18 protein-coding genes are annotated in these 21,158 nt (G+C 62.7%); 9 read left to right on the top strand and 9 right to left on the bottom strand.

Features of this window, described 5'->3' with window-relative positions; genetic code table 11:
* Positions 1-2 precede the first annotated feature (2 nt).
* Entirely contained in the window at positions 3-710 is a 708-nt protein-coding gene (locus tag HB630_RS06135; protein ID WP_213770872.1) for a hypothetical protein, read from the top strand.
* A gap of 148 nt (positions 711-858) precedes the next feature.
* Here HB630_RS06135 and HB630_RS06130 read toward each other — a convergent pair whose 3' ends face one another.
* The 8 genes from HB630_RS06130 to HB630_RS06095 all read right to left on the bottom strand — a co-directional run bounded on the left by HB630_RS06130 (position 859) and on the right by HB630_RS06095 (position 11,434).
* Positions 859-2,190, bottom strand: a complete 1,332-nt coding sequence (locus HB630_RS06130) for an MFS transporter (protein WP_213770871.1) — start codon at positions 2,188-2,190, stop codon at positions 859-861.
* Positions 2,191-2,226: 36 nt separating this feature from the next.
* A complete protein-coding gene (locus tag HB630_RS06125; RefSeq protein ID WP_213770869.1) occupies positions 2,227-3,030 on the bottom strand; it encodes an enoyl-CoA hydratase-related protein in 804 nt (267 codons plus the stop codon).
* 28 nt (positions 3,031-3,058) lie between these two features.
* Positions 3,059-4,609: an AMP-binding protein gene (locus HB630_RS06120; protein ID WP_213771882.1), complete on the bottom strand. Its 1,551-nt coding sequence runs from the start codon at positions 4,607-4,609 to the stop codon at positions 3,059-3,061.
* Complete coding sequence (locus HB630_RS06115) at positions 4,602-5,123, bottom strand: (2Fe-2S)-binding protein (RefSeq protein ID WP_213770867.1); 522 nt, start codon at positions 5,121-5,123, stop codon at positions 4,602-4,604. Before HB630_RS06115 ends, HB630_RS06120 begins: the two co-directional genes overlap by 8 nt.
* On the bottom strand, positions 5,120-5,935 hold the full coding sequence (locus HB630_RS06110; RefSeq protein WP_213770865.1) for an FAD binding domain-containing protein: 816 nt from the start codon (positions 5,933-5,935) through the stop codon (positions 5,120-5,122). Before HB630_RS06110 ends, HB630_RS06115 begins: the two co-directional genes overlap by 4 nt.
* Positions 5,932-8,922, bottom strand: coding sequence for a molybdopterin cofactor-binding domain-containing protein (locus HB630_RS06105; protein ID WP_213770864.1), 2,991 nt, complete (start codon positions 8,920-8,922; stop codon positions 5,932-5,934). Before HB630_RS06105 ends, HB630_RS06110 begins: the two co-directional genes overlap by 4 nt.
* A 126-nt stretch (positions 8,923-9,048) precedes the next feature.
* Complete coding sequence (locus tag HB630_RS06100; protein ID WP_213770862.1) at positions 9,049-9,891, bottom strand: AraC family transcriptional regulator; 843 nt, start codon at positions 9,889-9,891, stop codon at positions 9,049-9,051.
* 127 nt (positions 9,892-10,018) lie between these two features.
* On the bottom strand, positions 10,019-11,434 hold the full coding sequence (locus tag HB630_RS06095; RefSeq protein ID WP_249780705.1) for a UbiD family decarboxylase: 1,416 nt from the start codon (positions 11,432-11,434) through the stop codon (positions 10,019-10,021).
* Positions 11,435-11,622: 188 nt separating this feature from the next.
* Between HB630_RS06095 and HB630_RS06090 the strand changes: the two genes are divergently transcribed.
* The gene (locus HB630_RS06090; protein WP_213770860.1) at positions 11,623-12,537 is read left to right on the top strand and encodes a LysR family transcriptional regulator; all 915 of its coding nucleotides are present in this window, start codon (positions 11,623-11,625) and stop codon (positions 12,535-12,537) included.
* 26 nt (positions 12,538-12,563) lie between these two features.
* Here HB630_RS06090 and HB630_RS06085 read toward each other — a convergent pair whose 3' ends face one another.
* Complete coding sequence (locus tag HB630_RS06085; protein WP_213770858.1) at positions 12,564-13,169, bottom strand: cupin domain-containing protein; 606 nt, start codon at positions 13,167-13,169, stop codon at positions 12,564-12,566.
* Between the two features lie 137 nt (positions 13,170-13,306).
* Here HB630_RS06085 and HB630_RS06080 point away from each other — a divergent pair, with 137 nt between their 5' ends.
* The 7 genes from HB630_RS06080 to HB630_RS06050 all read left to right on the top strand — a co-directional run bounded on the left by HB630_RS06080 (position 13,307) and on the right by HB630_RS06050 (position 21,103).
* Positions 13,307-13,711 carry a hypothetical protein gene (locus tag HB630_RS06080; RefSeq protein WP_213770857.1) on the top strand — a complete coding sequence of 135 codons (405 nt, stop codon included), beginning with the start codon at positions 13,307-13,309 and terminating at the stop codon, positions 13,709-13,711.
* A 3-nt stretch (positions 13,712-13,714) separates the two neighbouring features.
* Positions 13,715-14,113, top strand: a complete 399-nt coding sequence (locus HB630_RS06075; protein ID WP_213770855.1) for a cupin domain-containing protein — start codon at positions 13,715-13,717, stop codon at positions 14,111-14,113.
* A 136-nt stretch (positions 14,114-14,249) separates the two neighbouring features.
* Entirely contained in the window at positions 14,250-15,140 is an 891-nt protein-coding gene (locus HB630_RS06070) for a cyclase family protein (protein WP_213770854.1), read from the top strand.
* 33 nt (positions 15,141-15,173) lie between these two features.
* Positions 15,174-16,028 (top strand): xanthine dehydrogenase family protein subunit M, encoded by an 855-nt coding sequence (locus tag HB630_RS06065; RefSeq protein ID WP_213770853.1) that lies wholly within the window; start codon positions 15,174-15,176, stop codon positions 16,026-16,028.
* A complete protein-coding gene (locus HB630_RS06060) occupies positions 16,025-18,340 on the top strand; it encodes a xanthine dehydrogenase family protein molybdopterin-binding subunit (protein ID WP_213770852.1) in 2,316 nt (771 codons plus the stop codon). Before HB630_RS06065 ends, HB630_RS06060 begins: the two co-directional genes overlap by 4 nt.
* A complete protein-coding gene (locus HB630_RS06055; RefSeq protein WP_213770851.1) occupies positions 18,333-18,821 on the top strand; it encodes a (2Fe-2S)-binding protein in 489 nt (162 codons plus the stop codon). Before HB630_RS06060 ends, HB630_RS06055 begins: the two co-directional genes overlap by 8 nt.
* Entirely contained in the window at positions 18,818-21,103 is a 2,286-nt protein-coding gene (locus HB630_RS06050) for a xanthine dehydrogenase family protein molybdopterin-binding subunit (protein ID WP_213770850.1), read from the top strand. The genes HB630_RS06055 and HB630_RS06050 overlap by 4 nt, the downstream gene beginning before the upstream one ends.
* The last annotated feature ends 55 nt before the right edge of the window (positions 21,104-21,158 follow it).

The following is a 21,158-nucleotide window of genomic DNA, read 5'->3' as shown; positions in this document are numbered from 1 at the left end:
CAATGCTTAATCGCCTTTTCTTCATCGCCATTCTCTGTTTGTCAGCCGGTTCAGCTCTTGCAGAAGACCCGGCGCCAACAGCTCAGCCGGCGGAAACCGCTACCAAGCCCAACGATACTGCCCCAGCGCCACCAACGCCTGTTGTGGATATGCGGCAGGTCGCGGTCGGCGACCATTGGAGCTATGATTTGACTGACGAGATTTCTGGCGAAATCAAACGAAGGCAAACCGCGACCGTCACGGAAGTCTCGACAAAGGACGTCACAGTGAGGATCGAGATCGCTGGATCTGACAATGTCGGAATTATTATTTACGATAATTCGTGGAATGCGACCAAGAACGGTCCTCAACGTTTCTCGCCGAACGATGGGTCGGGCATCGAGCAGCCTCTCGAAGTCAACAAGACCTGGAAAATTCAATCCAATCGCATCGATTCAAATGGCGCGGTCTGGAAGAGAGTTGGCGAGTCGCGGGTGACCGGAAAGGAGAGCATCACGACCAAAGCCGGTCAGTTCGATACCTTCTTGATCGAGACAAAATTTTCAGCCCAGAACACCAATGACCGTAGCCGCAAGACGGATGCTGTGGTGCAGACGTGGTTTGACCCAGATATCAACCATTGGGTGAAGCGCAGCACCGTGATGCGCGTCAACGGCCATGTTCTCCAAAACTACGTGCTTGAATTGACGGGCTATGGCCGCCGCAAGTGATCATTCAATGCGAATGGGCAGACGATGGCCCGTATCGCGGCCATCGGTGGGCACTGCATCGGTCTCAGTCGCGCCTCCTGCACTTGGGAAAGCTATAGCGGTTTCGAGCGAACCGGTGCCTCATTCGCTCGAAACCCCTATTGGCTGGCTAGCGAAAATTACCCTTGGTTTCCGGGATGAGAACGGCGCCGACCGTGTAGATCGCAAAGATGCAGACCGCGAAGATCGATAGCGCGGCCGGGATCTGCGCGGCGCCGCCGCTCGCCAGCGAGACGAAAGTCGGCATCATGCCGCCGAGCGCGAATCCGATGTTCCAGGACAATCCGGTGCCGGTGGCCCGCAGCTCTGTCGGAAACCGTTCATTGAGGAAGATCAGGACCGGCGCATAGCCGGCATTGCCGATGAAGGCGATCGCCAGCGCATAGAAAGTGATCGTCGCGGTGTCGGTCGCCTTCGCGAGCGAGAGGTAGCAAAGCGGCAGCAGCACGATGGTGCAGGCGCCGACCAGCAGAAACACCTTTTTGCGGCCGATGAAATCGCTCAGCGCACCGATCAGAACGGCCGAGACCAAAGCCGACGCGCTGGCGCACATCAGGATGATCGAGGACATGTTGTTGGGCAGGCCGTTTACGACCTTGAGGAAGCTCGGCAGATAGCCTGACGTCAGGTAATAGCCGGCGCCGCCGCCAAAGGTGATCAGGAGGTTGAGCAGGAGGACGTTCCGGTATGAGCCACCGAACAGTGTCTTCACCGGCGAGGCGGGCGCTGCGCCCGTGGCGGCGGCTTTCTTCCGTTGCTGCTCCCGGAAGAACGGCGACTCTTCCAGTCCACGGAAAATGAACCAGCCCAACAGCGAGGTCAGGAGACCCGAAAAGAACATGCACCGCCAGCCCCAGACCGCGAAGGCGTCGCCGGGAAAGGCGGATGATGCGATCAGGAAAACAAAGGAGGCAAGCAACGCGCCGATGCCGGCGCCGCCGCCGCCGATCAGCCCCGACATCGCGCCGCGCCATTTCGCCGGCACCGATTCCGTTCCGATCGTGTGGGTGGATGCAACCACCCCGCCGACAAAGATGCCCTGTACGAGCCGAAGCGCCAGGAAAATCACCGGCGCGATCACGCCCACCTGCGCAATGGTCGGCAGCAGGCCGAATGCGGCGGTGCTGACACCGACGCCGATGATGGCGACCAGCATCGCGCCTTTGCGGCCATGCACGTCCGCATAATGCCCGAAGATCGCTGATCCGACGGGACGCAACAGCAAGGTCACGGCGAAGGAGGCGTAGACGGCGGCCAGCGACAGGGTCGGTACGCTGGACGGGAAGAACAGCGCACCGATGACCGGTGCGACGTAGAGCAGAATGAACAGATCGAACAGATCGAGCGACCAGCCGAGCAGCGACGCGATCATTGCGTTGGTTGCCTGACGTCTGTGCGAGGTCAAAGCGATATCCGTATCCCGTACGTTCGTGATGGCCATTTTGAAATTCCTCCCCCTGTTTTGTTGATCGATGGGTCAGCGGCCGATGAATTTCGGCGTCCGCTTCTGGTTGAAGGCCTCGACGCCTTCCTTGAAGTCTTCGGACTGACGCAGCCGGCTGTAGCAATGCCCTTCGAGCTCGATGGCGATCGCGAGCGTCGAATCCTCGGTGTCGTCGAGCAGCTTCTTGGCGGTGCGCTGGGCGAGCGGCGAAAACGTCCTGAGTTCATCGACCAGTTTGTCGGTCGCGGCCTCAAGATCCTTGTCGGCCACGCATTCGGTGACGATGCCCCATTCCAGCGCCTGACGGGCGGCGATCCGCTTCGACCGCATCACGATATCCTTGGTCCGCGTGATGCCGATCATCTTCTGCAGCCGCGCCGATCCGCCCGATCCGGGAATCTGGCCGAGCTTCTGCTCCGGCAGCGCATATTGCGCGGTTTCCGAAGCAATCCGGAAGTCGCAGGCGAGCGACAGTTCGAAGCCGACGCCGAAGCAATAGCCCCGGTTGGCGACGATCACCGGCTTGGCGCAGCGCGCCGGCGAGGCGATATTCCAGGCGAGCTTGGACACGGTCTCGGGCGTCGCCTCCATGAAGCCGCCGATATTGCCGCCGCTGGAGAAGTGCTCGCCGATGGAGCGCACCACGATGACGCGGACCCGGTCGTCCTGGTCCAGCGCCTCGAACACCAGCCGCAACTGGTCGCGCTGCGGCATCGACACCACGTTGTAGGGCGGGCGATGGAGGACGATGTCGGCGCGTTCATGCGCCTCGTCGATCTCGACCTGGAAGCCGTCGAGCTTGGAGAGGCGGTTGTCGGAGAATTCGTATGCAGTCATGGCTTCTTCCTGTCTTGTGAAGGGTTGATCAGGCCGCGTTCGACGGCGGCATGTGTTCGGACTGGTATTCGCCGGCGACCAGCAGCCGCCGCAGCAGCTTTCCGACCGGCGATTTCGGGATCGCGCCGACGAACACGAAACGTCGCGGGCGCTTGAAGGCGGCAAGGCCGGATTCGCGGCAGAACGCGTCGAGCTCCTGCTCGGTGACCGGCCCGGAACGCTTGACGAAGGCGGTGACGATTTTTCCCCAGCGTTCGTCGGGCAGGCCGACGACGGCGACTTCAAACACCGCGGGATGGAGCGAGAGACAGCTTTCGATCTCGACGGGGGAAACATTCTCGCCGCCGGTGATGATCATGTCGTCGACGCGGCCGGTGACGAACAGATCGCCATCCGGATCGACATAGCCGGTGTCGCCGGTAAAATACCATCCTTCGCGCAGCGCTCTCGCGTCGGCATCGGGCCGCCGCCAATAGCCTTCGAAGGACTCGTCGCCGGCGAGCAGCGCCACGATCTCGCCTTCCTCGCCAATATCCGCGGTTTGCGCGACGGACGTGGCGTTGAGCCTGACCACCTTGATGTGCTGGTTGATGCCGGCCTTGCCGGCAGAGCCGGGCTTCGCGACGGCATTCTGATCGATCGTGAAGGTGTAGATTTCCGAGCTGCCGTAGTGATTGACAAACAGCTCCGGCTTGAAGGATTCCGCGAGCTTCCCGAGCAGTCCATCCGTCATGGACGCCCCGGCGAATCCGAGCTTTCGCACGCTCGAAATGTCGGATCGCGCGAAGGTCTTGCTGTAGGCGAGGTCGTGGTACAGCGTCGGTACCAGGTATAAATTGGTGATCTGCTCCGCTGCGATCAGGGAGAGCGCCCGCTGCGGGTCGAAACGCGGCAGGCAAACGAAGGTGCCGCCGATCAGCGACATCGCGATCAGCGAGCGCACGCCCATGGTGTGATAGAGCGGCATCACGCCCAGCGTTCGTTCACCGCGCCGGTACAGGTTCTGCGCGACATGGGCGATGCCGGCCGCCCGCTCGGCGCGATGGCGCCGCGGTACGCCTTTGGGCCGCGATGTCGTCCCCGATGTATAGAGCATGATCGACCACGCCTCGGCGGTCGCGCGCGGGGTTATCTCGCCGGCAGGCTCGGAGAATGTCGCATCGAGCGACAATTCTCCGCCTCGGTCCGCCGCCGTTCCGGCCCACATCAGCAGCAGGTTCGAGGCACGCGTCGATGCAGCGACGGCATCTTGCGAAATGTCCTGGTAGACGAGGGCGCGGCACTCCGAATTTTCGATGCAGAAATCGAGCTCGTCGGCCTTCACGCGCCAATTGATCGGCGTGATGATGAGGCCCGCGAACTGACAGGCCCAATGGACGGTCGCCGCCTGCCAGGTGTTCTGCAGGACGGTCAACAGATGATCGCCCGGCCTCAGTCCCAACTGGTCGAACGCGGATACCAGCGACGAAATCCTGGCCAGCCATTGCGCGTAGCTGAGCCGCACATCGCCATCGACAAGCGCGAGCGCATCGGGATCGCGCGCCACGCTCGCAAGGAAACTGGTCCCGAGATCAAGCATCGACCGGCTCACGGCTGGTTTCTCCCTTCAACTCGGCCGCGGCTTCCAGCGCGGCCTTTACGATCGGCGCGTAGCCGGTGCATCGGCAGAGATGTCCGGTCAGCACGTCGCGGATTTCGGCTTCGGTTGCGTCCGGCCGGCGCGCCAGCAGCGTATCGAGCGACATCAGGATGCCGGCCGTGCAGAAGCCGCATTGCAGCGCATGGTTGCGCCGGAACGCCGCTTGCAGAACGCCGAGCCGATCCGGCCCGCCGGCAAGACTTTCGACGGTCCGGACCTCGCAGCCTTCCGCCTGCAGCGCGAGCGTGAGGCAGGCGCGCGCCGGCCGGCCGTCGATCGAAACCGTGCAGGCGCCGCAAACGCCATGCTCGCATCCGACATGGGTTCCGGTCGCGCCGATCTCGTGGCGGATGAAGTCGGTCAGCAGCATCCGCGGCTCGCATTCGCGATCGACCGCTGCGCCGTTGAGGACGAAGCGCAGGCGATGTCGTTGTCCAGCCGCCATCCGCGTCATCGGGTTACCTCCTCGATCAATTCGCGGCCGATCAGGCGCACCAGATCGCGCCGGTAGCGCGCGGTCGCGTGGAAATCGTCGCGGGCATCGAGCTCGTAGGCGAACGCATCGAGCGCGTCGGTAAGCGCACTTCCCTCAAGCCCGTCAAATTCGCGCGCGACCGGGGTGTCGGCGACGCCGCCGACCGCCAGCCGTACACCGCGCCCTGTCGCAACAGCCGCGCAGGCGACGATCGCGAAATCGCCGTGACGGCGCGCGACCTCGCGGAAGGCGCAGCGGCGGCCGCGCGTCGACGGAAACGAGACCGCTTCGATCAGTTCGTCGTCGTTGCGCTCGGTCGCCATCATGCCGAGAAAGAAATCGCATGCGGCGACCCGGCGGCGTTTCCGGGCGCTGCGGAGGATGACATCGCCGCCAAGCGCCAGCAGCGCGAGCGGCATCTCGGCGCTCGGATCAGCGTGGGCGATCGAACCGCAAATCGTGCCGCGGCTGCGCGTCTGCGCATGGCCGGTCCACGGCAACGCGAGGGAAATAAGTTGCAGCTCGTTTTCGAGCGACGGCCATTCCAGCAGTTCGGCCTGGCGCACGGCGGCGCCAATCGTCACCTTGCTTGTGTCGACCCTGATCGCGCGGAGTTCTTCGATGCGCATGATGTCGATCAGCACGTGCGGCCTGGCGAGGCGCATGTTGAGCATGGCCATCAGCGACTGGCCGCCGGCCATAATCCGTGCATCGCCGCCGTCGTTGCGAATCACGTCCAGCGCTTCGTCGATGCTTTCCGCGCGCACATAGTCGAAGGCCGCCGGTTTCATCGTCGGCCTCCGAACAGCCGCCGGATGCCGGCCATCGCGGATGCGACGATACTTTGGCTCGCAGCGCTGCCGCCGGCTTGCCGCGCCAACGCCGCGAAGAACTGCCCGATGACGACGCGGGCGGCCCCATCGAGCAGGCGGCCGCCGATGCTCGCGACCTTGCCGCCGATCTCGGCTTCATAGACGTAGCGGACCGTCGTTCCACCGTTTTCTCCGGGCACAAGCGTGATCCGGCCCTTGCCGGAACCGAAGCCGAGCGCGCCTTCGGCGGTACCGGTCAGGGTGACGCCGTGCGGTTGGTCCAGATCGGACAGGGTGACGGTTGCCCGGTAACGGCCTTTGACGGGCCCGACGCCAAGGGTCACGTCGGCGCGGAAATGCGTCTCCGATATCTTGCGCACGTCGTGGCAGCCGGGAATGACCGCTTGAAGAGTCATCGGATCAAGCAGCATCTTCCAGATCTGTTCAGGCGACGCCCTGACCGTCGCCGTCCCTTCGCCGATCAGCTTGCGGCCGCCTTTGGGGGCGTCCTTTGCTTTTGCCGTGCCGGTGGGCGCGGGCGTCTCGGCGCCGCGCAGCGTTTCGGCAAGCCGGGCAGGCAGCAGCGGCAACTCGATATTCTCGACGCCCAACGCGTCCGCCACCGCATTCGCGATGCAGACCGGGGTCGACATGCAATTGCCTTCACCGACGCCTTTCGAACCGAGCGGGGTAAAAGGCGAGGGCGTCTGCATGTGAAGGATGATGGGCTCGGGAACCTCGGCCACCGTCGGCAGCAGATAGTCGGCAAACGTGCCCGTCAGGAACGATCCGTCGGGCGCGTAGGCATATTCTTCATAAAGCGCGGCGCCGACCGCCTGCGCGAAACCGCCGCGAACCTGTCCGTCGACCATCGCCGGATGCAGGATCGTGCCGCAATCGTGCATGGTCACGTAGCGGTCGATGCGCGTCTGCAGCGTTACCCGGTCGATTTCGACGCCGCAGAAGTCAAAGATGAAGCCGTAGCAGAGCGACGAGTTGATGTGATCGCTATCGTCGGGTGGCGTGAGCTCCGGCGGCGTCCAGAACACCGTCTCGCGAATGGTCTGCCCGACATCGTCGGGCAACGCGCCGGGCGACCAATGGCTGAGCGCGGCGATCCTCGAAAACGCGATCCTGTTATCCGGGTTGCGTTTCGACAGCGCGAAACCGCCGGCGAAAGCAATGTCGTCGGTTTCGGTATTCAGGGTTGAAGCGGCAACCCTGGCAAGACGGGCGGCGAGCCGCTCGGCGGCAAGCTTGGTGGTCCCGGCTACGGCCGGTGCGAAGCGGCTGGCATAATTACCCGAGGCGATCGACCAGGCGTCCTTGGCGGTGTCGATCTCGGCATTGACCCTGATATCGGCTGGCGTCAGCCCAAGTACGTCGGCGACGACCTGCGCAAGTACGGTGCGATGTCCCTGGCCTTGCGGAACGGAGGCGACATGGACGGTGACGCTGCCGACCGGATCGATCGAAATTGTCGCGGTCGCCTGCGCGCCATTCTTGGGGCCGGCCTTGCGGCGTTCGGCGGCTGTGAGGACGGTGGTGATGTAGCCCATGTTGGAGACGCTCGGTTCGACCACCGCGGCGAAACCGATGCCGTAGATACGCCCTTCCGCGCGGGCTTCATCCCGGCGCTTCCTGAGCTCGGCGAGGCCGCCTTCACGGATGCCGCGTGCGAGCGCCTGCTGATAGTCGCCTGAATCGAGCAGCGCTCCCGGTGCGGTGCGGTAGGGGAAAGCGCCGGACGGAACGAGATTGCGCGTGATCACGTCGAGCGGATCGAGCTTGAGCTCGACGGCAATGCGCTGGACCAGCCGCTCCAGCGCGAAATAGACCTGCGGGCCGCCGAAGCCGCGGTTGAGCCCGGTCGGTGTCTTGTTGGTCACGACGACGCGATTGCGCACGGCAACGTGGCCGATGTCGTAGGCCCCGGTCAGGTTTCCATGCATGCGATACAGCGTGGCGGGCTCCGGCGCACGCAGATGCGCGCCGCAATCCTCGACCTGGTCCCAGTCGAGCGCGAGAATGCGGCCTTCGCCGGTGACCGCGGCGCGCAGCGTCGTGGCGCGATTGGTGGCGGACACCGAGGCGGTCAGATGCTCGAGCCGGTCCTCGATCCATTTGACCGGGCGCCCTGTCGCGCGCGCGGCTGCCGCGATCAGGACGATGTAGGGAAAGACACCCTGCTTGACGCCAAAGCTGCCGCCGGAGTCCGGCGGCGTCCGCAATCGCAGCCGGTTGCCGGGGACTTTCAGCGCGCGCGATAGCACCGCGTGGATGCTGAACGGCCCCTGGAAATTGGCGAGTACATCGAACGCCTGTTCGCCCGAATCGTATTCGGCGACGATTCCGTAGGTCTCGATTGGCGTGCAGGAGTTGCGGGGATAGCGGATCGTTACAGCTATGGTGTGCGGCGCTTCGGCGAAGACGCGATCGGGATCGCCATATTTGAAGCGGCGATCGCTGGCGATGTTGTTGGGAAATCCCTCGTGGAGCAGCGGGGCTTCCGCTTCCATCGTGCGCAGGGGATCGATGACCGCAGGGAGCGCGTCGTATTGGGCGTCGATCAGATCGACCGCATCTTCGGCGAGGTATCGGCTTTCGGCGACAACGATGGCGACCGGCTCGCCGACGTAACGCACGCGCCCCACCGCAATCGGCCAGCATTCGACCGGCGCCTTGACGCCGACGACGAGGCTTGCCGTCAGCGCCTTGATGTCGTTGCCGGTCAGGACGGCGGCGACGCCACGCGCCTGCTTTGCGGCTTCGATGTCGATCGAAACGATATTGGCGTGGGCGTGGGGCGAGCGGAGGATCGCTGCATGCAGCGTTCCCGGCCGCACGCCGAGATCGTCGATGAACCGGCCGCGGCCTGTCAGCAGTGCCGGATCTTCGACACGCGGGACCGATCGCCCGACCCAGGGCGCCGCAATTCCCGGACTGGCTGCGGCGTTGACGTTCATCCCGTGACATCTCTCCCGTCGCGCTGTTGCGCTTGCGGGAAATGATGTCAGCGGCGGAATGGGCCCGACATGCCGGCAAGTCTCGGAACTTACCAACGCGTCTCATTTTCGCGCCGGCGGAGCGGCTCAACTCGCGAGGCGGGAAACGTTACGGAATTCGCTCGGGCTGACGCCGGCATGGTTGCGGAAGAAGCGGGTGAAATGGGCCGGTTCGGCGAAACCCAGTTCCGAACTAATGTCGCCAAGCGATTGCGGACGGTTCAGCACCAGATCGACCGCGCGCTCCATCCGCAGCACGTTCATATAGACTTTCGGCGGTGCGCCGATGGAGGACTCGAACAGCCGGAAGAAATGTGCCCGCGATAGTCCGGCTTCCTTTGCCCATGAGCCGACGCTCTCGGGGTCCACGGTCCCGCTGCGGATCGTTGCGACGGCGCGCCGGATGCGCCAGTCACCGGCGCCTGAGCCGAGATCCCGGATCGAGTTCGAGAAACTTTTCCACGGCGTGAATCGCTCGATCACCGCGATCATCAGATCCGAGAGCATTTGCTCATGCGCCTTCTTGCAATCCGGCCGGGTCATCATGTCGGCCGAAAGATCCATCGCCAGCCGGCGTATCCGCGGTGAGACCTGTCCTGAGGGCTGGCCGAAGAAACCCGGTCCGCCGCTCGCCGCCCATCCGGGCCTGAAGATCTGCAGCCATTCGGGCTCGATATAAAGCGCCAGGATCACCGTTCGGGGCCGTTCCGGTACGTGAACGTAGCTGTGCGGCAGCCAACCATTCACCAGAACAGCCGTATCGTCCGTCAGCGGGCAGGTCGCGTCACCGACGACGAATTGGGTATCCGCGCCCTCGACCTTGAGCAGCACGTGGCAATGGGGATGGGCGTGACGGACGAGCGAATAATCCATGTCAAGGAGCGCGACCCGTCCGAACGCTCCATGCGCGATGCGCAACGCCGTTGACATCTGATCTCCTCCTTCCGGGCGCCGGGCAGCCATAGGCCCTGCGACATCCCGTTGGTTCCGTTCCCTTGGCTCTTGCTCCGGCTTTGCGCCGGCATTGTTCGCTGTGCCGCTTATATATCCCGGTTATTTAGTTCTCAATGATCCGGGCGAAAGCGGCCTCCGTATCCTGCTGCAGAATGCTTGCGAGGTCGATGGTCTCGATGCCCTTCACGTGAATGCGCTTGAAGTCCAACGGACCCCTGACCAGCGGTTTTGTTGCGTCCAGCCCCATCTTGGCGCCGACCCCCTTATCCGACGAAGGATCGAGCTTCGATCCCTGGGCGCCCGCCACCACCAGCAGGTCCCGATCGGCCTGGAACCGGGTCGCGACCGCCCACTCGATCTCATTGGGATCGTCGATGTCGACGTCGGTATCGACCACGACCACCTGCTTGACATCGTAATGGCCGGCGAAGGCGCCCATGATGATGTTCTTCGGCTCGCCATCGCTGACCTTTTCGATTTTAACCGCAAGATGGTAACGGCAGGTGCCGCCGCGCATCAGCCTGACGTCGCGAACCGACGGGAAGCTGCGCTGCAGATGTTCGAGCAGGGTCGCCTCGCGCGGGATTTCCCCGAGCACCAGATGCTCCATGCCGCCGCCCACGATGGTATGGAAGATCGGGTTTCGCCGGTGGGTTACGGCGTCGATCTGGATGACCTCGCGGTCGGCGCGATCGCCGTAATATTGCGGAAACTCGCCGAACGGACCTTCGGGCTCGCGCAGCTTCGGGAGGATGCGGCCCTCCAGCACGATTTCGGCGTGCGCGGGAACGCGGACCTCGTTGGTCAGGCACTTCACCATCTCGACCGGCCGGCCGAGCAGCGCGCCGGCGATATGCATCTCGTCCTCGTCGAGCGCCGCGATCGCCTGGGACGCCAGAATACAGGCCGGATGCACGCCGATGACCAGCGCGATTTCGAGGGGGGCGCCCGCCCGCTCCGCCATCGCGTAATAATGGCGGGTGTGACGTGGCAGCAGCAGAACCCCGATCCGGTCGGGGCCGCTGATCTGGCAGCGATGGATCGAAACGTTCTGGATGCCGGTCTGCGGATTGCGGGCGATCAGCAGGGCCGCCGTGATGTAGGGGCCGCTGTCGTGCTCGTTGTGCTTGGGGATAGGCAGCAGCTTGAGCAGATCGACATCCCGATGGACCTCCTCCTGCACGCGCGCTTCCTTGACCTCCATCCAGGGAAGGGGACGCCGCACCGCCCGCTGAAAGCGTGACAGCAGATCCTCGACCGGGACATCGATCGAATCCGCGACCCAGTCTCTGCCGGCGAACAGATTGGCGACCACGGCAATGTCATGTCCGCCGGGAGAAGGAAAAATAACGGCGCGTTCGCGTTCGAGTTTTTTTGCCACCGCAGCGAGTTCGTCGGTCAGCGATACGCCTTTGCGCGCGACTACCAGCCGGTCCGTCGCCGCGAGAAGCTGCAACCACGAGCGAAGGTCCGGATGCTCCGGCTTCTCGTTGCGAAGCATGGCCGCTGAACCGTTCATGTGGGTTTTCTTCCCGTTGAAAGCGACATCGCCTGGCCGGGACTCGGTCTGGCCCGGACGCGCCTGCTCGGTCCGCCGGCGGCGGTGAGCGCAGGGGTAAAGCCTAAGCCGTGCTTGCCATCATTCCAAATAATTGCTTCTAATCGATACTATCATTTCTAATGATTGTGCAGCGCAAGACGAGTGCAATGGACCTGAAGCAGATGCAGTATTTCCTCTGCCTCGCCCAGGAGCGGAACGTCACCCGCGCGGCGCGTCGGCTCAATATCGTGCAGCCGGCGCTGAGCATGCAGATCGCGAAGCTGGAAAAATCGTTCGGCAAGCGGCTGTTCTTTCGCACGCCGCAGGGTGTTTCGCTGACGCCCGCGGGCGAGGAATTCGAGCGGCTGGTCGCGCCGATCGTCAAGGACGTCGATCGGGCACGCGAGGAAATGGCGCGTCTCGACGGCAAGATCAGAGGGCGCGTCAGCATCGGGATGATCAATTCGGTCGCGCAGAGCGCGTTGCCGGTCTCGGCGCTCCGGATCGCGACAAGCTATCCCGATGTCGAATTGTCGGTATGCGAAGGTTATAGCGAGACCATGCTGGAATGGGTGCTCTCGGGGCAGCTCGATCTGGCGATTGTCAATGCAAGGCTGCGCGGGGGCGCACCGATCGTGAGTCATATCCTGGATGAGGATATGATGATGGCGCACGCGCCGTCCGCGCATCCGGACGTTGCGAGACTGGCATCGCTGACGGCGGTCCGAAAGTCCGAACTGGTCATTCCGTCACGCCGGCACGGGCTGCGGCGCATCCTCGACGACGCAGCGGCTCACGCCGGCTTCAGTCTCTCGCCGCGGCTCGAGATCGACAGCCTGCCTGCGATCTGTGAAGTCGTTGCTTCCACGGCGATGGCGACGGTCCTTCCGGGGATAGCGCTTCGCCAAGCGCTGGAAGCGGGCTCGATCAGGGCGCGCCGGTTAAGGCCGGCCCTGACCCGATCGATCGCATGGATCAGTAACCCGCGCCGGGTCGTCTCAACGGCGATGCAGGCCGTCATGGGTATTATTTCGGAAGAGCTCAGGGCATCAGCCGATGCGGCATCCCGTCTCGGCCGCTGACCGTCGGCCCTGAAATCTGAACCTTTTCAGGATTCCCGATCCAGGTTGAACCACAAGGTTCGTACCTTGCGCCGTCCATAATTCCAGATCCTGTGTGGTCGGCGCGAGCTATAGGAAATCAGGTCGCCGCTCTTGAGAATGTGGGATGTTTTGTCAACCTCGACCGTAAGCGCGCCTTCAAGAACGAATCCGTATTCAAATCCCGCGTGCGAGACGGCGGTATCCGAATTTCCCGTATTCGGCTCATATTCATTGATGGCGATGGAAAGGCCGCGGCTGCGGTCTTCCCGGATCAATCTGCGGACAACGTGACTGGCCGTTTCGACGACGTGATGCTGTGACGCGCGCACCACGATGTCCTCATCCGAGGCAGGATCGCTCGCAATCAGATCCGACATGGTGATTCCCAACGCGCCCGCAATCACGATGAGAGATCCGATGGACGGTGATGCTTTGCCGCGTTCGACAAGGCTGAGCATCGATACGCTCAATTTGGTGCTCTCGGCGAGCACTTGGAGCGTCATGTTCCTTGCCTGCCTCACCTCGCGGATGCGTTCCCCGATCGCGACCAGGGTGTTGGCCGTCGCTTCCGCGACGTCGTCTGGCAGATCGGGAGAAAATTCGACGGTCACCCAAGTTGTCCTTCTGTTTCCTTGACCCTTAAAGTCGAGTTGCTTCGGCTACCTATTAGCCTGCCGGGCCGCTATTGCCCATTCGGATTTTTTGATATAATTAAAAAAATTCGAGTATGAATAAAAGGGGCGATGCGATGGCTACCCGGCTTGCCAACACGGCGCGCGTTGTCGACAGCGCAACAGGCTGTCCACAAATACCCATCATTATCGGCACTGGCAACGCCAGGGTGGTGATGTGGCCCGGAAACGATGCGCAATTCCGCACCCTTCAGATCATCACCCTGGAGCGCGGCGCCCGGACGATCCGCCTCCATCACGGCAGTGACGCCGTCTACTACGTGATCGGCGGTGCCGGTTCGATCACCGATTTAGGATCAAGCGAGGTGTTCCCCTTGGTCGAAGGGGCGATGGTGCATGTCGATGCCGGGGATGCCTATCAGTTCACGGCGAACGACGATCAGGCCATCAAAATTCTTGGCGGTCCGTGTCCTGCTGACGAGAGCCTTTACGCCGATTTGGCTTTTTCAGAGGGAAAATAGCAAATGGCGATCCGGATATTTCATCGCGACCATCCCACGTTGAGGTTGCCGCTGATCTCCAAGGATGCGCGCTTCGTGGTCTGGCCCGGCGTCGGCGCCTGGAAAGCCAACATGAATTACGTCGTGCTTGAGCCGGGCGAGGCCAACGTTCCCCATATCCACACCATTTCGGAAGACACGATCTTCATTCTGGAAGGTGAGGGAACGATCCGCGACTACACCAACAATATCGAATTGCCGTTCCATGCCGGTTGCGCCGTGCATGTGCCGGTTGGCGTCAAGCATGCGGTCGCCGCGGACCGGGGCGTGACCGTGGTCAGTGTTGGGGGGCCGAGCCCGGCTGACGTGCCGTTGCTCAAGGCCGTTGGGGCGCTTCCTCCGGATGCGGGAGCTCCGAAATGATCGAGTCCGGGACAGAGATGCGGATGCGGGGATTCGACGGACTTTCATTTTAGGTTTCGCCGCTGAGGGGCGGGTGATCGCGCCTTTTATGCATGACCAAAACAAAGCGGCCATGAACGTCAACGAGGGGTAGTTTATGAAGATCGTGGATCTGTCTCATTTGATGAACGTGCATACGCCGGGCTGGGTGGGATATGCCGGCAACAAGATGTACTACGCGCAGAATCTTCAGACCAAAATGATCGTCGCGCAGCGCATCGACACGGCGCTCCACGTCGGAACCCATATCGATGGCGCGATGCATGGCACCGACGGCATGGGCGATATGGCGTCCTATCCGCTCGATTTCCTGGTCGGGCCGGGCGCTGTCGTCGACGTCTCCAAACATATGGATGACTGGGCCGTGATCACGCCGGAGATGATCGAGCAGGCGCCGGTCGAGGTTCGCGACGGCGACATCCTGATCATTCACACCGGGTGGCATCGCTATTGGGAAGGCCAGCCTGAACAGGATCTGGTTCGGTATTTTTGCATGCATCCGGGTGGAAAAATCGAATTGCTCGAATGGATGCTCAAGAAGAAGATCAAGTGGTTTGGGATCGACTGCGGGTCCGGAGACCATTCGATGAATACGTCCATTCGTCTGATGCGGCCCGACCTTGCCAAGCGCTTCGAGGCACGTATCGGAAAGACCTGCGAAGAGTTTTTCGGCGAGTATAACTACGTTCACAAGAAGTCGGGCCGTCACATCTCCGAAGACATGTTTCCCTTCCATTCCTACGCCTTTCAGGAGGGGCTGATCCACGCCGAGAATGTCGGTGGAGATATCGAGAAGATGTTGAATCAGCGTGCGGTGATAGGGGCGTTTCCCTGGCGCTATGAGGGGCTTGAGGCGTGCCCCTGCCGGATCGTCTGTTTCCAGGGCATGGACGAATCCGTCGAGGCGGTCGGGGACGTCGCCAAGGCCGTGCTGGGCTCGCGGAGCATTGCCGCGGGACAAAGCATGGGTGGCCCGGACGGCCGCTAGATCCGCATGTTCGTTTAACGCTTCAAGGAACTCATGAAGCCGGTATCGTTCAGATATTTCAAGCCAGCCAGTGTTTCCGAGGCGCTGGCTTTGCTGTCTGAAAATCAGGATGACTGCAAGGTTCTGGCCGGGGGCCAGAGCCTTGTGCCCGCGATGAATTTCCGTCTGCTGCGGCCGTCTGCTCTGATCGACATCAACGAGTTGAAGGAACTGTCCACCGTTCAAGCAAAGGACAGGAGCCTTTCGATCGGTGCCTTGACGCGCCATGCCACGTTTCATCGAACTGTCGTCGCCGGTCCGCTGGGTCATCTCCTGACCAAGGTGGTACGGCACATCGCGCATTTTCCGATCCGGCAGCGAGGCACTTTCGGAGGCAGTCTGGCTCACGCCGATCCGGCTGCGGAATGGTGTCTGGTGGCAACAACGCTAGGCGCGGAGATCGTCGCCAGAAGCAGTCGCGGCGAACGGATCATCCCGAGCCACGACTTCTTCAAGGGAACGTTCACGACGGATCTGGCGGCGGATGAAATCCTGACGGAGATTCGCCTGCCGTTGCTGGCGGACGATTGGCGGACGGGGTTTAATGAGTTTTCCCGCCGCGCCGGTGATTTTGCGCTGGGAATGGCCCTGGCGGCGCTCCGGATCGAAGCCGGTATCGTAAAGGAGGCGAGACTGGGTATCGGCGGCGTATCGGATCGCGCCATCCGGCTCGGACAACTGGAGCGCTCGCTCGTTGGCAAGCCGGCCTCGTCGCAGACTTTCGATGCCATCGCCCAAGAGGCCCGCGTCGCGATCGTGCCGACCGCGGACATCCATGCGTCGTCCGAATATCGCCAGGATCTCATCGCTGCGGTCGTCAAGCGCGCGTTGACCGAGGCCGCCGCATGAACTGGATCGGGCGGTCTTTGCCGAGGCTCGAGGATCCGACGCTATTGAAGGGGGGCGGCAGCTACGTCGCCGATCGCGTCGGCAACGCCGCCGCCGTTCGCTTTGTGCGCAGCCCGGTCGCGCGCGGGGCCATTGTCGGCATCGAAGTCCCGCCGAATATAACCATCTTCACGGGACGCGATCTCGCCGATCTCAAGCCGATCCGGCCGGTGCTGCATCGCCCCGATTACATCCCGATCGGACAGCCGGTGCTGGCGATCGATCGGGTGGTTTTCACGGGACAGCCCGTCGCGGTCGTCGTCGCCGCCAATCCGGCGCTCGCCGAAGACCTCGCCGAGCAGGTGTTTGTCGACATCGCGGCGACCGATCCCGTACTCGATGTCGACCTTGCCTTGCAACCCGGCTCCGAGCCGGTTCATCCGGAGGCGCCCAACAATGTCCTGGTCGAAGGCCGGATGAAGACCGCGGGTTTCGACAAGGCCTTCGCGGATGCTTTTGAAATCGTCACGCTCGATCTGCGTTCGCACCGGCAGTCGGCGGCTCCGATGGAGGCGCGCGCCGGCTTTGCCGAATATCACGCCGGCAGCGGGCGGGTGACGCTGACGGCGTCGGTCCAGATGCCGCATATGCTGCGGACCGGGATCGCCGACACGCTTGGCATCGCGGAAGCCGATCTGCGGGTCATTGCGCCCGATGTCGGTGGCGGCTTCGGCCAGAAGATGTCGCTGTTTCCGGAATATGTCGTGCTGGTCTGGCTCGCGCGCAAGCTCAAGCGCAACGTCGCGTGGACCGAGGACCGCCGGGAGAATTTTCTGGCCTCGGCGCACAGCCGGGACCAGGCCTTCACCATTCGCGGGGCGTTCTCGAAAGAGGGCAGGCTGCTCGGCCTGGACGCCGATCTGCGCTCCAATGTCGGGGCATTTTCCTGCTATCCGGTCACCTGCGGCGTCGAGCCGCTGATGGCGTTTGCCGAATTGCCCGGCCCGTATGATTTCAGCGAATACGCCGCGCGGTCCCGGGGCGTGACCACAAACACCTGCATGATGGCGCCGTATCGCGGCGTCGCGCGTCCCATGCTGACCTTCACCATGGAACGCCTGATGGATGTCGCGGCGAAACGGCTGGGGCTGGACCCGGTTGAAATTCGCCGCCGCAACCTGATCGACAGCTTTCCGCATCGCTCGCCCACCGGCCTCGTCTACGACGAAGGCTCCTACAAGCAGGCGATGGAAGTGGCGGTTCAGAAAATCGACATTCCCGCTTTCAGGGTCCGGCAGACCGAGCTGCGCGCCAAGGGCCGCTATATCGGGCTTGGCATCTCCGTGTTCAGCGAACGCACCGGATACGGCACGCCGGCCTATGCGGCGCGCGGCATGGACATCGTGCCGGGTTACGAGATCGTCGATTGCATCATGGATCCGTCCGGCCACGTCGATCTGCGTATCGGATCGTCGCCGCACGGCCAGGGTCTGAAGACCAGTCTCGCCCAGCTGGTATCGGACGAATTGGGAATCGACGTGCAAAAAATCCGGGTTATTTCCGGCGACACGGATACGACTCCCTATGGCTGGGGGACGTTCGCCAGCCGGTCGATGGTGATCGCCGGCGGCGCGTCGAAACTGGCGTCGGCAAAAATTGCTGAAAAGCTGAAGGTGATCGCGGCAACGCTGCTGGAGGCGACCCCGGATGCCGTCAGCCTGAAGGACGGCTGGGCCCGCGTTGCGAATACCAACAAGGCGATCGAGATCGGCCAGCTGGCCCGCGCCGCCTATCACCAGAGCCATCGTTTTCCCGGCCTGTCCGCGGGGCTGCAGGAGAATGCGTTTTATGATCCACCGGGCACTTTCTCCAACGCCTGCCATTTTGCCATCGTCGAAGTCGACATCGAAACCGGCGGCGTCCGGATCGAGCGATTTCTGGTGGTGGAAGACGCGGGCGTGCTGATCAATCCGATGATCGTCGATGGTCAGATCGCCGGCGGCGTCGCCCAGGGCATTGCCAACGCCCTGCTGGAGGAGATGATCTACGACGAGACCGGCAATCTGTTGACGGCATCCTTTGCCGATTATCTGCTGCCGACGCTGGCCGAAATGCCTGATATCGAGATCCTGCATCTGGAAACAATTTCTCCCGAGAGCGTGACGCACGCCAAGGGCGTGGGAGAAGGCGGCGCCATCGGCGCACCCGCCGCGATCGTCAATGCCATCGTCGATGCGCTGTCGCCGTTCGGGGTCGAGATCTTCGAGATTCCCGCCACCCCCCAGCGTATCCGGGAACATTTGCGCAAAGCCGGAGCGGCCGTCCATGCATGAAAAGGTCAGCATCACCCTCGACGTCAACGGCTGCGAGCACAGCGTCTCGGTCGAGCCGCGCCGCACGCTGGTCGATGTGTTGCGCGACGATTGTCACCTGACCGGCACGCATATCGGATGTGAGCATGGCGTCTGCGGCGCCTGCACCGTCCTCGTCGACGACAAGCCGATTCGTTCATGCCTGATGTTCGGCGTTCAGGCCGAGGGCAGGAAAATCCGCACCGTCGAGGGCCTGGCCAATGGCGACACCTTGCATCCCCTGCAGAGGGCATTCTGGGAAAATCACGGTCTGCAATGCGGATTCTGCACGCCCGGGTTTCTGATGCTCGCAGCCGGCGCGTTGCAGGAAACCCCTGATATGTCCGACGGGGAGATCAAGGAGTTGCTGTCCTCCAATCTCTGCCGCTGTACCGGCTATCAAAACATCATCAAGGCGGTTCGATTGGCTGCCGCGGAAATGCGATCCGGGATACGCGGATGAACTATATCGGCCGTTCGCTGAAACGCCTCGAAGACCGCCCACTGCTGCTCGGGGCGGGGGCGTTTGCCGCGGACGGTCGTTGGCCCGATCAGATCTATATGCGTGTCGTGCGTTCGCCGGTGGCGTTCGGGAAGATTCTTGGCATCGAGACGGCGGAAGCGACCCGGCTCGATGGAGTTGTCGCGGTCTGGACCATTCAGGATGTCGATGATCTGCCACCGATCGATTTCCGTCAGATGCGCGCGGAGGGTCTTGTTCCCTACCGGCAATGGATTCTCGCCCGCGACTATGTGCGCTATGTCGGCGAACCCGTTGCCGTCGTGTTCGCCACCGACCCCTATGTCGCGGAAGATGCCGCCGACCTCGTGTTTTGCGACATCGAGGAGCTCGAGGCCAATCTCGATGCCACCGCCAAGCCGTCGCTGTTCATGCCGGACAGCTATCCCGGGCTGTTGTCGGAGCCGGCGGTCATCCGCCGGTCCTATGGTGACATGGACGCTGCCTTTGGTCAGGCCCATCGCGTGGTCGAACTGGAAGTAAAAATCGGACGACATACCGGTGTTCCCCTGGAGACCCGCGGAGCCCTGGGTGTCCTCGATGCGGACAGTGGCGTTCTGACCATCTATGGCGCGGCCAAGGTGCCGCATTACAACCGTGACGCCATCAGCCGGATGCTGGGGCTTGATCCCGGTAAACTTCAACTCAGTGAAGGCCATGTCGGCGGCGGCTTCGGAATACGCGGCGAACTTTATCCGGAAGACGTGCTGGTCTGCGCCGCGGCCTTGCGGCTGCGCCGGCCGGTCAAATGGATAGAAGATCGCAAGGAACATCTGCTGGCTGCCAATCATTCGCGCGATCAGGCCTATCACCTTCTGGCAGCCGTCGATCCGCACGGGTTCATTCTCGGCCTCAAAGCAGAGCTTTTCACCGATCAGGGCGCCTATGTGCGCACGCACGGCACCACGGTGACTGACTTGTCCGCGGGAATGTTGCCCGGCCCCTATGTGATTCCGGCCTATTCCGTCGAAGGCCATATTCGTCTCACCAACAAGACTCCGGCGGGCACCTATCGTGCTCCCGGGCGATATGAGTCGACGTTTGCCCGCGAGCGCCTGATCGAGAAGATCGCAGCGGAACTGGAGCTTTCATCGATCGATGTTCGCCGCATCAATCTCGTCCCGGAAGATGCCATGCCGTTCGATCGGGGAGTCGAAACGCTTGGAACCCACATTGTCTACGATTCCGGAAAGTACCACGATCTTCTTGAGCGCCTGCTTGTTCACCTCGACTACGATCGCCTGCGCGAAGAAATCGCCGCCCGTCGCGCCGGGGGCGAGATGGTTGGCCTGGGTATAGCTTATTTTGTCGAAAAGAGCGGCCTCGGCCCCGATGACCTCGTGCGCATGAGTCTCGACAAATCGGGCGCGGTGGAAATCGTGACCGGAGTTGCATCCATCGGTCAGGGTGTGGAGACCGTGTTGGCGCAGATCTGCTCGGAAACGCTCGATATCCCGATCGAGCGCATCACCGTCGTTCACGGCCAGACCGACCGGATCGAGTGCGGCCGCGGCGCCTTCGCCTCGCGTGTGACGGTGATGGCGGGCTCCGCCGTGAAGATCGCTTCCGAGGCGCTGCGCGACCGCGCCGTGGCGGTCGCCGCCGATTTGCTTCAGGCCGCGCCCGACCAGCTTTGTCTGGTCGATGGCGCGGTGACGGTGCGCCAGGGCGGAGCGTCGATACGCCTCGGCGACATTGCGGGCCAGCTTGAGCAGACAGACGGACTGAAAAGCGAGGGGTGGTTCCGCGCCGACCATATGACCTATCCCTATGGCATTCATTTCGCGCAAGTTAAGGTCGATCCGCTGACCTGCGGCATCAGCATCGAAAGATATCTGGTGGCCTATGATGTCGGACGGGCCGTCAATCCCATGCTGGTCCAGGGACAGATCGCAGGCGGCGTCGCGCAGGGGATCGGCGGCGCGCTGCTCGAAGAGTTTGTCTACGATGAACAGGGGCAGCCGCTCGCGACGAGCCTTGCCGACTATTTGATGCCGACCTGCCGCGAAGTGCCCGACGTCGAGGTTTTGCTGCGCGAAGACGCGCCGAGCCCGTTAAATCCGCTTGGCGTCAAAGGGGCGGGAGAGGGAGGTATCACCGGCGTGGGCGCGGCGCTTGCCTCGGCGATCGATGCGGCCCTGCAGCAACCGGGTGCCGTGGATCGTCTTCCGATCACGCCTGACCGCTTGCACCGAATCTTGCATCGAAAGCGCGGATCGTCCTGACGACTGAAGCGACTGCAAAACGGAAGGATAAGCATGCTCCAGGATCAAGCAGGGA

The sequence above is a fragment of the Bradyrhizobium sp. dw_78 genome (assembly GCF_018449525.1).
GTDB lineage: Bacteria > Pseudomonadota > Alphaproteobacteria > Rhizobiales > Xanthobacteraceae > Bradyrhizobium.
The sequence above is the reverse complement of the archived record's forward strand: the minus strand, read 5'-3'. Positions and strand labels throughout refer to the sequence as shown.

Coding starts and splice junctions, on each gene's coding strand:
- HB630_RS06055 (WP_213770851.1), top strand. CDS start 18,333: ATGCATGAAAAGGTCAGCATCACCCTCGACGTCAACGGCTGCGAGCAC.
- HB630_RS06090 (WP_213770860.1), top strand. CDS start 11,623: ATGGACCTGAAGCAGATGCAGTATTTCCTCTGCCTCGCCCAGGAGCGG.
- HB630_RS06135 (WP_213770872.1), top strand. CDS start 3: ATGCTTAATCGCCTTTTCTTCATCGCCATTCTCTGTTTGTCAGCCGGT.
- HB630_RS06125 (WP_213770869.1), bottom strand. CDS start 3,030: ATGACTGCATACGAATTCTCCGACAACCGCCTCTCCAAGCTCGACGGC.
- HB630_RS06075 (WP_213770855.1), top strand. CDS start 13,715: ATGGCGATCCGGATATTTCATCGCGACCATCCCACGTTGAGGTTGCCG.
- HB630_RS06115 (WP_213770867.1), bottom strand. CDS start 5,123: ATGACGCGGATGGCGGCTGGACAACGACATCGCCTGCGCTTCGTCCTC.
- HB630_RS06110 (WP_213770865.1), bottom strand. CDS start 5,935: ATGAAACCGGCGGCCTTCGACTATGTGCGCGCGGAAAGCATCGACGAA.
- HB630_RS06100 (WP_213770862.1), bottom strand. CDS start 9,891: ATGTCAACGGCGTTGCGCATCGCGCATGGAGCGTTCGGACGGGTCGCG.
- HB630_RS06080 (WP_213770857.1), top strand. CDS start 13,307: ATGGCTACCCGGCTTGCCAACACGGCGCGCGTTGTCGACAGCGCAACA.
- HB630_RS06050 (WP_213770850.1), top strand. CDS start 18,818: ATGAACTATATCGGCCGTTCGCTGAAACGCCTCGAAGACCGCCCACTG.
- HB630_RS06130 (WP_213770871.1), bottom strand. CDS start 2,190: ATGGCCATCACGAACGTACGGGATACGGATATCGCTTTGACCTCGCAC.
- HB630_RS06065 (WP_213770853.1), top strand. CDS start 15,174: ATGAAGCCGGTATCGTTCAGATATTTCAAGCCAGCCAGTGTTTCCGAG.
- HB630_RS06120 (WP_213771882.1), bottom strand. CDS start 4,609: ATGCTTGATCTCGGGACCAGTTTCCTTGCGAGCGTGGCGCGCGATCCC.
- HB630_RS06060 (WP_213770852.1), top strand. CDS start 16,025: ATGAACTGGATCGGGCGGTCTTTGCCGAGGCTCGAGGATCCGACGCTA.
- HB630_RS06095 (WP_249780705.1), bottom strand. CDS start 11,434: ATGAACGGTTCAGCGGCCATGCTTCGCAACGAGAAGCCGGAGCATCCG.
- HB630_RS06070 (WP_213770854.1), top strand. CDS start 14,250: ATGAAGATCGTGGATCTGTCTCATTTGATGAACGTGCATACGCCGGGC.
- HB630_RS06105 (WP_213770864.1), bottom strand. CDS start 8,922: ATGAACGTCAACGCCGCAGCCAGTCCGGGAATTGCGGCGCCCTGGGTC.